This window comes from Paenibacillus endoradicis (assembly GCF_024721975.1).
This window is the reverse complement of record NZ_JANQBB010000007.1, coordinates 15,244-28,165: the sequence shown is the minus strand read 5'-3', so window position 1 is coordinate 28,165 and position 12,922 is coordinate 15,244. Positions and strand designations below refer to the sequence as shown.

The window sequence follows — 12,922 nt, the reverse complement described above, 5'->3', positions numbered from 1 at the left end:
ATATTGCTCAAATACTACTTGATAAGTTTTGCAAAATGTTCAACTGTACGAATCAATTGAGATGTGTATGACATTTCGTTGTCGTACCATGCTACAGTTTTAACCAATTGTTGGTCGCCAACTGTTTGAACTTTAGTTTGAGTTCCATCGAATAGAGAACCATAAGTAATACCAATTACGTCAGAAGATACGATTTCGTCTTCTGTGTAACCGAATGATTCGTTAGCAGCAGCTTTCATAGCAGCGTTAACTTCATCAACTGTTACTTTTTTATTCAACACAGTAACAAGCTCAGTTAGAGAACCAGTTGGTGTTGGTACACGTTGAGCTGCACCATCAAGTTTACCGTTAAGGTCAGGAATTACTAGACCGATTGCTTTAGCAGCACCAGTTGTGTTAGGAATGATATTTTCAGCCGCTGCACGAGCACGACGGAAGTCACCTTTAGGGTGTGGTGCATCTAGTGTATTTTGGTCACCTGTGTAAGCATGGATCGTTGTCATAAGACCTTGAACGATACCGAATTGTTCGTTCAATACTTGAGCCATAGGAGCTAGACAGTTAGTAGTACAAGAAGCACCAGAGATAACTGTTTCAGTACCATCTAGAATATCATGGTTAGTGTTGTAAACGATAGTTTTCATATCGCCTGTAGCTGGAGCAGAGATAACAACTTTTTTAGCTCCACCTTTAAGGTGTTTTTCAGCAGCTTCTTTAGTTGTGAAGAAACCTGTACATTCCAATACGATGTCTACGCCAAGCTCGCCCCATGGAAGTTCTTCTGGGTTGCGGTTAGCAAGAACTTTAACTTCTTTGCCATTTACTTTGAAGAAACCATCATGTACTTCAACATCACCGTCGAAACGACCTTGAGTTGTATCATATTTAAGCAAATGTGCTAGCATTTTAGCATCCGTTAAGTCATTAATTGCTACTACTTGAATACCTTCCACGTTTTGAATGCGGCGGAATGCCAAGCGACCAATACGTCCAAATCCATTAATACCTACTTTAATCATAAGTAAATCCTCCTAAGGTTGATTTGTTTTTTGAAAAAATTTATTTAAGACGAGTGTAATTAATTACACTTCGCCGTGATGCCCATTAGCTTCATACATCTCTATAATCCGCAACGCTGCCCCTTCATCAGTGACAAGTGCGTGATCATATCCAAACTTCATGATCGAATCAATAGCTTCGGCTTTACTAGCACCGCCAGCAACTGCTATCAACACTTCAGTTTTAGCTATATCCTCAAGTCGCATACCTACTGTTTTCATTTTGTGTATGAGTTCACCACTTCGATTAAAGTAAAAACCGAATGATTCCGCCATTGCACCCTCGTCAAGCATAGCCTGCAATTCTTCAGGATCAGTCTTTCTTCTTCTAGCCATTACAATAGCGTCACCAATGCCATGCACAATAATTCGTGCATTTCGAATAACTTGAACAATTTCCTTAATGGAAGGTTCTTGAATCATCGACTCATACGCGTCAGAGCTAATATGATCGGGTACATGTAGTAATCGGTAATGTCCACCAGTACGTTTGGCCATCATAGAAACGATTGTATTGGCTTGATAATCCAAGCTTTCGCCAAGACCACCACGCGCAGGTACAAATACAACATCTTTGATAGTATTAGGTAGACTCATGTACTTGGCAACTTGTGCAGTTGTCGTTCCGCCTGATACCGCTATAACATCGCCAGAACGTATCGCTTGCTTAAGCAGAAGGCCAGTTGCACGACCCAATTCTTTCTTGGCAATTTCAGATTGTTCTGAATCACCTGGCACTACGATGACTTGTTTCAAACCATACATTGACTTAAGCTTTTCTTCTATTTCTGAACTACCGAATACGAAATCGCCAAGTTGCTCAATTTCCTCAAGCGTTTTCTTGCCATCTTCGCTTAATTGCATTCCAGAAGATTGAATAATAAGAAGTCCTTGTTCTTTCAACAGCTCTGTTTCAGCTCTTAGTACTCGTTCGGTCATCGATAATGTTGTTGCTAACGCACGGCGACCAATCGTTCCTGCAAGCATCACTTGCTGCAAAATTCTATACCGCTTTCTCATAACATCCAAAAGCTCAGGTACTAACTGCCTTTGCAGTTCAATAAGCTGACGCATAAATACCATCACTCCATCGGAAAGAGTCCACGAATACCACATTAACCTCAGAACTTGTTGGACATTTAATGTCCCTGCGGTGTGTTTTAAGTCCCACTATCATTTTACCTAATATTTTAACGTACTGCAAGTGCTGTTTCGTCATGTAAGCGATTGCTCTAATAAATTAATAAAATTTTAAACTTGCTTCACTTCATATTATCCCATATAATCTACAATGTTATCTTATATTAGCGCCCGTGGTCCAATGGATATGACGTAGGCCTCCGGAGCCTGAGATCTAGGTTCGATTCCTAGCGGGCGCGCCATAATACTTTCATACCTTATTTATAACAAACATACGTTATTATTTCCAAGCCTGTACAAGTAAATAACTTGTACAGGCTTTTTTGTTTTCATGATCATGTTTAGCTGATACAGTTACTCCAATTTATTAGGTTTATATATTACAAATATAGGTAACAATGGAGAAGTAAAAATAAAGTTTGACTATCTTTGACTTTTGATTAAAATTCTATTATGATATTTACACAACTTAGTTGAAGAGGAACTTTCGATGTTACTTTTCATCTACAAGATGTTGTACCAAGTAGTTAATGAAAAGTTAAGTCGTGCTTTCGATGCTACTTTTCATCTACAGGATGTTGTACCAAGTAGTTAATGAAAAGTTTTAGGAGGATTGGTTAAAAATGAACTTTGTACCAATGGTTATCGAGCAAAGTAATCGCGGAGAACGTTCTTATGATATTTATTCTCGACTTCTGAAGGATCGCATCATCATTCTTGGATCTGGTGTAAACGACGTCGTTGCCAATTCCATCATCGCTCAGATGCTTTTCTTAACAGCAGACGATCCAGAAAAAGACATTCATCTATACATTAATAGTCCCGGTGGCTCAATCACTGCAGGTATGGCTATCTACGATACGATGCAATATATTAAACCTGATGTATCTACAATTTGTGTAGGGATGGCAGCTTCAATGGGTGCATTTTTACTTACTGCTGGAGCGAAGGGCAAGCGTTTCGCACTTCCAAACAGTGAAGTAATGATTCATCAACCACTTGGCGGCGCTGAAGGTCAAGCTAGTGATATTGCAATTCGTGCTAACCGCATTATTAAAATGCGTGAAAAATTGAATGGCATTCTTGCAGAGCGTTCTGGTAATACTATTGAACGTCTTGAAAAGGATACTGATCGCGATTACTTCATGAGCGCTCAAGAAGCAATGGAATATGGCTTAATCGATAAAGTTATTGAACGTGTAGAATAATTCATTACAAACATATAGTACATCTATAGGGACGACAGCAATTGATTCACAGTGAACGAATAGTTTTGTTCACTGTGAAGTCATGAGCTATCGTCCTTTTTATTTGCTTAATTCCCACAACTTCCCTATTCGTGATTTTTGTCACATACAATATTATACTGTACACATTATGATACATATATGAATCAACTAACAGATTTTGCTTTACTTGGAGGAATTCTATTATGGAAACAGAAGCATTATCCAAAGTCGAACAACTAGCCGCAAAGAAATTATCTATATTTCAAGAAAATAAATTCCGCTCTTTATTGAGATCAATTATGGCAAGCATGTTTATCGGATTCGGTGTTATCGTCGCCTTTAAAACGGGAGCTCTCTTCTATCAAGTTGAATCACCGATGGCATATCCTGCTGCTGCATTGACATTCGGTATGGCTATTATTCTAATCTACTACGCTGGTGGAGACTTATTTACAGGTAATACATTTTATCTCAGCTATGCCACGTTGCGTCGCAAAATGACTTGGGTAGATACACTAAAAATGCTATTATCTAGTTATATAGGAAATATTATTGGAGCAATCTTATTCGCAATCCTCATTTGGTTGACACAACTTTTTGCTGATGCAAAGGTTCATACTTTTTTATTAGAAGTTGCTCACAAAAAAATTGATGCTTCAACAGTGGAAATATTTTTCCGTGCTATCTTATGTAATTGGCTTGTATGTTTAGCATTTTTCATCCCATACTTTATGAAAACTGATGGGGCAAAAATGTTCGTAATGATATTGTTGGTATTCAGCTTCTTCATCGCTGGATTTGAACATAGTATTGCAAATATGTCTGTTTTCGCTATATCTATAGCGGCTCAAGGCTGGGGAACAATTAGCATCGGAGACATACTACACAACCTCATCCCTGCAACGTTAGGTAATATTATGGGCGGCGGTGTACTTATGGCCACGTTCTATTATTATCTAAACAAACCTTATTTCAAAGAGAGTGAGGAATAACAATGAAAACACGTAAACTTGTTATGATCGGTACAGGAGCGGTAGGCTCTACAACGGCATATACGCTATTGCTTCGTAATCGCGTGGATGAACTAGTTCTTATAGATGCAAATCATGCCAAAGCAGCAGGTGATGCACTAGATATGAATCACGGTATGCCATATGTAGGTGGCGCTAAATTATGGGCAGGTAATTATGCTGATTGCGTAGGTGCAGACATTATTGTAATTACTGCAGGTGCCGCACAAAAACCTGGTGAATCTCGTACTGACTTACTACAACGTAATGCTGATATTTTTGATAGCATTATCAAACAAATTTTACCTTACAATCAAGAAGCAATTCTTCTTATCGCAACTAATCCAGTTGATATTATGAGCTATGTAGCACTTAAAAAATCTGGCTGGCCAGTTAACCGTGTCATCGGATCTGGTACATTGCTTGATAGTGCAAGATTCCGTTACTTGTTGGGCCAAGAATTGAAAATCGATCCTCGTAGTGTACATGCTCATATTATTGGGGAGCATGGAGATTCCGAGCTTCCGGTATGGAGCTTAGCTAATGTGGCCGGTGTAGATCTAGATCTTGCTGACGATGTTAAAGAACATATCTTCACTCATACCCGTGACGCTGCGTACGAGATCATAGAGGCAAAAGGCTCTACTTACTACGCCATCGCACTTGCCCTTGATCGTATTGTAACGGCAATCTTTGATGATGAAGGTGCTGTATTGAACGTATCTACACTGCTAGATAACTATTGTGACGTATCCGATGTCTATCTAGGAGTTCCATGTATCGTAGATCGCAGCGGTGTTCGTCAAACACTCCAGTTGAATCTAACGCCGGACGAGCAACAATTATTCGAGAAATCAGCAAATAAACTTAAAGGTATGATTGATAGTTTGAACCTTGAACTTGATCCCAACAAAATGTAATTATAATTATCATTACAATATAAAGCAGCCTGCATGAAGAGACGAGGAATGCTCTTTCTCTCGAACATGCAGGCTGCTTTTATGATTGACTAAGTTCAAAAGCAGTAGCACTCTCCTAATCATTAGAAAATGCAAAAAAGGATACCGAGTTATATTCACAAAATGCGAATATAACTCGGTATCCTTCTATAGCTTTTCATCCATCTACATACAAAGGACTTATAAAAACCATAATTGATGCGCTTAATTATTATTGGTTTTCCAATTCTTCTTTGCTTACTAATGCAATCAATCCATTAACTGCCTGTTCTGCATCAGAACCCTCTGCACTAATTGTAATTTCCGTACCAGAGCTAATTGCCAGACTCATAATACCCATGATCGACTTAGCGTTCACTTTTTTATCGTCTTTTTCAACAAATACCTCGGAGGAAAATTTGTTTGCTTCTTGTACAAATAATGCTGCTGGTCTTGCGTGTAGTCCTGTTTTTAGACGAACAACAACTGGAAGCCTTGCCATGATAAACATACCCCCTATATAATTAAGTCATTAATTCATAATCGTTCATAAATAGAGCTTTACAAGTTATTATACCATTTTCGTCATGTTTCTACTAGGATAAAGTTGAACCATTCCGTATTTTTTCAGCAAGTTCGTCTATTTTGCGTAAACGGTGATTAACACCCGACTTACTTACTTTGACCTTCAGCATTTCTCCAACTTCCGTTAAGTTCAGATCAGGATGCTGCAAGCGTACTTCAGCCACCTCTCGAATCTTATCCGGTAAGTTATCAAGTCCAAATTCTCGTTGCAAAAGCTTTATATTATCGATTTGTCTAACCGCAGCACCAATCGTTTTGTTCAAATTAGCTGTTTCACAATTGACGATACGATTCACTGAGTTACGCATATCACGCATAATTCTAACATCCTCAAATTTGAATAAGGCTTGATGCGCGCCGATAATGTTCAGCAACTCAATGATTTTTTCGCCCTCTTTGATGTAGAAAATAAAACCCTTTTTGCGTTCAATGCACCTAGCATTCAAATAAAACTTATTAGCAAGATCGACTAATGACTTACAATGTTCCTCATACATAGATGATATCTCTAAATGATATGATGAACCTTCTGGATTATTAACCGAACCGCCAGCAAGAAATGCTCCTCTTAAGTAGGAACGCTTACAGCAGTTTTTCTTAATAATATCCTTGTCTATATCTGAGGTAAACATAAATCCTTCAGATACAATTTTCAACTCACTCAATATTTCTTGCACGCGCTCAGGCATCCGAACAATATAGACATTATTCTTTTTCAAGCGCATTTTTTTACGAACAAGCAATTCTACGTGTACCGCAAAATGCTTCTTCACGAGTGTATATATTCTACGAGCAATCGCAGCGTTTTCCGTTGAAATATCTAATACGACCTTGCGGCTCGATAAACTGACAGATCCATTCATTCGCATAAGAGCCGCTAATTCTGCTCTTTCGCAACAGTCATCTGTCTGTATCATCGTTAATTCCTTCTTGGTCTGTGCCGCAAAAGACATTTCATCTCACCTCTTTCTAAGCATCCAGTTCTCAACTAGTTTATAAATATGATGACTTAACCTTTCTGCATCATGTCTTAGAAAAGTACGGAATAGTACGAGTTGATCCGCAATGACATGATAACCACGCTTTGTTACTTCATCAATATCTAATTGTACTGCTTTTGCACCTATCTCAGCATATTTGCTTTCTACGTGAGGAGGTATTTCACCATTATTTACAATAACATAATCGAACAAATGATGACCGATATGATCATAGATTGCGTCCAGATGATCACTAACTGAGTAATTATCTGTCTCTCCGGGCTGCGTCATGACGTTACATACAAACAGCTTTACAGCTTCCGATTCAACAATAGCTTGCGCTAACTTCGGAACCATTAAATTCGGCATGATGCTCGTGTATAGACTCCCAGGACCGATAAGAATCGCATCTGCCTGCTCAATCGCCTCAACAGCTTCAGGTAAAGGTTCAACATCTTGCGGTTCAAGAAAGACTCGTTTAATTGCCCCACCAGCCTTAGGAATCATCGACTCTCCAGTAATGATTGTTCCATCTACCATCTCAGCCTTTAATACAATAGATCGATTGGCAGCCGGCAACACACTTCCTCGTACAGCTAGAACTTTACTAAGTTGCTTAACTCCTGTTACAAAATCCCCAGAAATGTCTGTCATCGCTGCTAACATTAGATTACCCAACGTATGACCTGCTAATCCTGTACCTGATTTAAAACGGTATTGTAACACATCTGCAAGTAAAGGCTCTGCATCTGCTAACGCGGACAACACATTTCTAATATCGCCGGGTGGAGGGATCTGTAGCTCATTTCTTAAAATACCTGAACTACCACCATCGTCGGCAACTGTAACTATTGCTGTAATATCAAGAGGTTTTTCTTTCAGACCCCTCAACATTACAGATAAGCCAGTTCCTCCACCAATTACAACTATTTTAGGGCGTCTGACAACCTTCTGCACGATGAGCATGCTCTCCTCTCATTAATGCCTGTCGCGCTCTGAATCACGATGACTAACACGTATCTGTTCTGATGCTTTAAGTTTCAAAGCTGTACCTAAGTACTCAGAGATAGCTACTGAGCGATGCTTTCCACCCGTACACCCTATTCCGATTACGACCTGACTTTTTCCTTCCTCATCATATTGAGGAATAAGATATTCTAACATGTCTACTAATTTCCCCAAAAATTTTTGAGTTTCAGGCCATTTCATGACGTAATCATATACATCTGGATGTTGACCAGTATTTGGACGAAGCTCATCGATATAATGTGGATTAGGTAAGAAACGAACATCGAATACAAGATCTGCATCGAGTGGTATTCCGTATTTAAATCCGAAAGAAGTAATATTTACAGTTAAAGAGGTAGACTGTGTCTGACCAAAGTGATCAATAATACGTTCTTTTAACATTGCCGGCTTCAAATCACTAGTATTAATGATTAAAGAAGCTTTGCCTTTCAAATCTTCTAACAACGTCCGCTCTGCGCGTATACCTTCTAATGGCATACTATGCTGAGACATAGGATGTCTGCGTCTACTTTCTTTGTAGCGCTGTATAAGAGTTTCATCTTTCGCATCTAGGAATAAAATTTCACAGCTAATCGTATGATGCTTGTTCATATATTCCAGTGATTCGGATAAAGAAGTGAAAAATTCTCTACCTCGCAAATCTATGACCAATGCTACTTTACCGATTTTTCCATTAGATTGCTCTATCAATTCAGCAAATTTTGGAATAAGCACGGGCGGTAAATTATCTACACAGAAAAAGCCTAGATCTTCTAAGCTTTGAACTGCAATTGTTTTACCTGCACCAGACATTCCTGTAATAATAACAAGTTGTGACAAAGTCGTTGTCGCTTCCACTCAGCAACACCTACTATCCTCTTAGAATTAGACCAGCAGCACCAACTACACCAGCATTATTACCTAACACCGCAGGTACAATCTTAACTCCATCTTTTGAAGCTTCTTGCGTATACTTTTCAAACACTTCATTAATCTGATTAAATAAGAAATCACCAGCTTTAGCTACGCCACCGCCGATAATATAATATTCTGGATTAAGGATAACTGACATCATAGACATGGAACGACCAAGATAATAAGCAGCGCGGTTGACGATACGTGTAGCTACTTCGTCCCCTGCTTTTGCTGCATCCAGCACATCTTTTGCCATAATATCTTCTACTTCTACTAGAGAAGTACGGTCTCCACGCGCTACAGCTTCCTTAGCCATACGAATAATACCTGTAGCAGAAGACACCGTTTCAAGGCAACCCATCTTACCACAGCCACATTGTATAGCCTCAAGGTCAGGTACAATTGCCATATGACCTAGCTCGCCTGCAACACTTTGGAATCCTTCAACAATTTTACCGTCGATGATAATGCCTCCACCTACGCCAGTACCAAGAGTATACATGACACAATTTGCAATACCACGCCCCGCTCCAGCCCAAGCTTCCCCAAGTGCTGCAACATTTGCATCATTGTTTACTTTTATTATTGTATTAAGCTCTTTCTCCAAAAAGCCTTTAATATCAATATTATTTAAATTTAAATTAGGTGAATTTTTCATAATACCATTAGGGATGTCCAAGAATCCAGCGATACCGATTCCAACACCGCCGACTTGAGACCATTCATAAGAGGATTCTTCTACAATTAATTTTACGTATTTTGCAATATTATGAAGAATAGTATCCGGCCCTTTACTAACCTCTGTTGGCCCTTCATATGTTTGTAATAATGTACCATCTGAATTACAAATTCCTAACTTTACAGTTGTACCTCCAACATCAACGCCAACATAAATTTTTTCAGACATGACAAAGCCACCTCGTTCATAATATAAAGTTCAATTTCAACTATAAGCGTTGTAAACGCAATGGTCAAGCATCGCAAATTGCTTTGGGATAACACTATATTAGAAAAAGCAAAAGACTATTGCCAATGAAATATCTCACATAGCATAGTCTCTTTATCTGTTCTAATACTACTATTATAGAATGATCATCATTTGCGTTAGACTTGTAACTGCCTCTATCAAGTAACAAACCAAGAAGAAGTAATCGACTTCATCTTGCTTTTCACTTCACATATTTCGTCTATCTGTTTAACGCGTTTACTAACTGTAGAAATACTTGTTCCGTATCGAAGCGCGACATCATGATACGTTACTGGTCGATTGTACATTTTGGCAGTTAGATATTCAATGGCTGCAGCCCAAGCTTCAATCTTATTCAACTTAGGAGCAGTTCTGGAACTTTTACTTAGAAAATTAATCCACAATGTAATCATATCATGTTGCTGGATCACATTATAATGTTTTGCCGTTTTTGTAATCGCTAGTTGAGCAACTTCTTCCCAGACTAGATCGCTATACCTTAACTCCAAAGGAGGCATCGCAGGTATGCGCTCTGCTTCAACATTTACCTTCTGTCCACTTAGCATAACTTGGAATGCTTCATTAATACCCATGGAACGAAGAACAAACATTGTTATTTGCTTCAAGTAATCATCTTCAGCTGGTAGTAATAAAAACTGTTTCATAGCAGTAACAACATGCTCATCCGCATATGGCTCCATTACTTGAATACTTTTCAGTTTCGCAGCATAGTCACCGTATTGTAATGCCCAATAAAAAAATGCTTTCATAAATTGTGGCTCAATAGCTACACCGCGCTCACGAGATTGTTGCTCCCATATGGTCATCTGCTCTTCAACCGTAGCATAGTAACTATAAGAAAGGGATACTTTTAATGGATCAGTCTTTATCATCTTGAGCAATATTGAAAAATATTGCGGTATGGATGAATGTTCATCCATCACTTTATACAGATCCCAATATTTTTTGGCTTCATCGTATTTAGCAATATTACATGAAGCTACTGCTGCAAAATGGCAAACACAAGGATCTTTCTTCGCTTCGCCTTCTTTAATCAATCGAGAAAAGTGACGAAGTGCAATACGATGTTCTTTCAAAATACCCATTGTAGTTGCCATCTTGAACGTATGTTCCTGATAGAATGGGTCTATATTTTTTAAGGCTTGGAGTAAGGCATTTAATGCATTTGTTTCACCTTCGTAGTGATAGAACAATGCCAAATTGCATAATGCATGCAAATTACCAGGATCCTCTTCAAGAACTTCTTCAATCGCTTGCTTCCCTTCTACCTTGAAACCTACATAATAATAAGCGAGTGCTAGATTATTTCGTGCAGCAAGAAAGTCAGGATTTTCTTTCGTAATCGTTTGAAGTAATTGAATGGCGTCAGCATACTGACCCTTCTCTAGCAGTTCGCGTGCTCGAATATGTTCATAGACGCCTGCTCTTGCTTTTACTTTAGTGATTGAAGTTGGTCGTTCAAGTTCTAGCTCAAGAAATTCAATCATCTCTTCAGCCTCCTCTAAATATTGACCTTCCTCGTCTTCTTGCAAATATTGAATAAGTTCTCGCTCTGCATCTTCAAAGAACTCCATATTCGCAAAATTATTCGCCATGTAGAAATGACATTCTGTCATATTCGGATCTATTTCATCAATTACTTTTTGTAAGATATGATTGGATTCACCGTATTTACCTATTTCAGATAACACACCGGCTATATTGCAGTAGTTAATAGGATTGCTTGGCTCATAATCGACGGCTCTTTGAAAATATTTGAGTGCCTTGTCATAGTGAAATCTATCCAAGGAGCGTAGTGCTCGCTCATAGAAAAAGTTAGCATCCATTTGAATCGATATAATATTACGATTTTCTCCTACTACCTTTTTATTTCTATTCATCTACAAGGCACCTCCTTTTTTCTGTATTGATTCGATTATAACATAGTCGCTCTTGAAAACTACAATTAGAAAACAAAAACCGCGGATGACTAGTCGTCAATCCGCAGTTTATATGTTTAGCTCATTTTTTTGAAACGCTGTTACTAGACACCATTATTTTTGAATAGTGTACTAATTGAACCACCATCTAAAATAATTTTTGTAGCTTCGGCTAGTAATGGTGCCACCGTCAGAATTTTAAATCGATCTGGCGTATTTTCTGGTAAAGCAATTGTATCTGTTACGATCACTTCTTTAATGCTAGGGTGATCTAACCTCGTAATTGCATTACCTGAGAATAATGGGTGTGTCGCACATACGTACACATCTTCAGCACCATGTTCTTTCAGACTTTCCACAACATTAACAATTGTACTACCAGTATCTATCATATCCTCAATAATGATTGGCGTTTGACCTGCAACATCACCGATAACGTGAGTAATCGATGATTCGTTATGAGCCGTACGCTTCTTAATCATAATGGCAAATGATGTATCCAAATAGTTCGCAAGCTTTTCTGCTGTAGATGCACGGCCAGCATCTGGTGAAACGACAACTGGGTTCTTAATATTCTTAGATTTCAAGTAAGAACTAATAAGATCTAATGCCGTCATGTGATCAACAGGAATATTGAAGAAACCTTGAATTGCAGGTGCATGTAGATCGATCGTTACTACACGAGTAGCTCCTACAGTCGTTAATACATCAGCTAACATTTTAGCTGAGATCGGTTCGCGAGGAGCTGCTTTTCTCTCCTGACGAGCATAGCCATAGTACGGCATAATAATATTAATCGTACGCGCTGAAGCACGCTTCGCTGCATCAATCATAACTAGCAATTCTACGAAGTGCTCGTTGATCGGATGAGAAAAAGATTGTACTAGGAACACATCACAATTCCGAATCGTCTCTTCATAGTGGACATAGATTTCACCACTCTTAAAGCGGGAAATTTTAATAGCCCCTAACGGTACACTGAGATGTTCACTAATCTTTTGAGCTAGAGCGGGATTGGATGAACCCGAAAATATACGCACCTTGTCGCTTAACATGATACCCTCCTGAGCGTTTCAACCATATAAATTAAATGTAAACATGAGCTTACTTCTTGTCTTATTATACATTGATTTGTCAATAATTCAAAAAGAG

The 12,922-nt window shown here is 38.6% G+C and carries 12 protein-coding genes and 1 tRNA gene; 4 read left to right on the top strand and 9 right to left on the bottom strand.

What is annotated here, in order from left to right; translation table 11 throughout:
• Positions 1–14: 14 nt before the first annotated feature.
• Both gap and NV377_RS20570 read right to left on the bottom strand, forming a co-directional pair.
• Positions 15–1,019 (bottom strand): type I glyceraldehyde-3-phosphate dehydrogenase, encoded by a 1,005-nt coding sequence (gene gap, locus NV377_RS20575; RefSeq protein ID WP_258202687.1) that lies wholly within the window; start codon positions 1,017–1,019, stop codon positions 15–17.
• Between the two features lie 63 nt (positions 1,020–1,082).
• Positions 1,083–2,132, bottom strand: a complete 1,050-nt coding sequence (locus tag NV377_RS20570; protein ID WP_258202686.1) for a sugar-binding transcriptional regulator — start codon at positions 2,130–2,132, stop codon at positions 1,083–1,085.
• A gap of 233 nt (positions 2,133–2,365) precedes the next feature.
• On the opposite strand from NV377_RS20570, the gene NV377_RS20565 reads away from it, so the two are divergent.
• From NV377_RS20565 to NV377_RS20550, 4 genes are all read left to right on the top strand, one after another.
• Positions 2,366–2,440 (top strand) — tRNA-Arg (locus NV377_RS20565).
• A 381-nt stretch (positions 2,441–2,821) separates the two neighbouring features.
• Complete coding sequence (clpP, locus tag NV377_RS20560; RefSeq protein WP_258202685.1) at positions 2,822–3,406, top strand: ATP-dependent Clp endopeptidase proteolytic subunit ClpP; 585 nt, start codon at positions 2,822–2,824, stop codon at positions 3,404–3,406.
• Between the two features lie 224 nt (positions 3,407–3,630).
• A complete protein-coding gene (locus NV377_RS20555) occupies positions 3,631–4,419 on the top strand; it encodes a formate/nitrite transporter family protein (protein ID WP_258202684.1) in 789 nt (262 codons plus the stop codon).
• Between the two features lie 2 nt (positions 4,420–4,421).
• Entirely contained in the window at positions 4,422–5,357 is a 936-nt protein-coding gene (locus NV377_RS20550; protein ID WP_258202683.1) for an L-lactate dehydrogenase, read from the top strand.
• Between the two features lie 250 nt (positions 5,358–5,607).
• Here NV377_RS20550 and NV377_RS20545 read toward each other — a convergent pair whose 3' ends face one another.
• From NV377_RS20545 to NV377_RS20515, 7 genes are all read right to left on the bottom strand, one after another.
• On the bottom strand, positions 5,608–5,877 hold the full coding sequence (locus NV377_RS20545; RefSeq protein ID WP_258202682.1) for an HPr family phosphocarrier protein: 270 nt from the start codon (positions 5,875–5,877) through the stop codon (positions 5,608–5,610).
• Between the two features lie 94 nt (positions 5,878–5,971).
• Positions 5,972–6,913, bottom strand: a complete 942-nt coding sequence (whiA, locus tag NV377_RS20540; RefSeq protein ID WP_258202681.1) for a DNA-binding protein WhiA — start codon at positions 6,911–6,913, stop codon at positions 5,972–5,974.
• 6 nt (positions 6,914–6,919) lie between these two features.
• Positions 6,920–7,897 (bottom strand): gluconeogenesis morphogenetic factor MgfK, encoded by a 978-nt coding sequence (gene mgfK / locus NV377_RS20535; RefSeq protein ID WP_258202680.1) that lies wholly within the window; start codon positions 7,895–7,897, stop codon positions 6,920–6,922.
• A 21-nt stretch (positions 7,898–7,918) separates the two neighbouring features.
• Positions 7,919–8,806: an RNase adapter RapZ gene (rapZ, locus tag NV377_RS20530; protein ID WP_258202679.1), complete on the bottom strand. Its 888-nt coding sequence runs from the start codon at positions 8,804–8,806 to the stop codon at positions 7,919–7,921.
• Between the two features lie 13 nt (positions 8,807–8,819).
• Positions 8,820–9,770, bottom strand: a complete 951-nt coding sequence (locus NV377_RS20525; RefSeq protein WP_258202678.1) for an ROK family glucokinase — start codon at positions 9,768–9,770, stop codon at positions 8,820–8,822.
• A gap of 218 nt (positions 9,771–9,988) precedes the next feature.
• Entirely contained in the window at positions 9,989–11,731 is a 1,743-nt protein-coding gene (locus tag NV377_RS20520; protein ID WP_258202677.1) for a tetratricopeptide repeat protein, read from the bottom strand.
• A gap of 143 nt (positions 11,732–11,874) precedes the next feature.
• Positions 11,875–12,825, bottom strand: coding sequence for a ribose-phosphate diphosphokinase (locus tag NV377_RS20515; RefSeq protein WP_258202676.1), 951 nt, complete (start codon positions 12,823–12,825; stop codon positions 11,875–11,877).
• Positions 12,826–12,922: the final 97 nt, after the last annotated feature.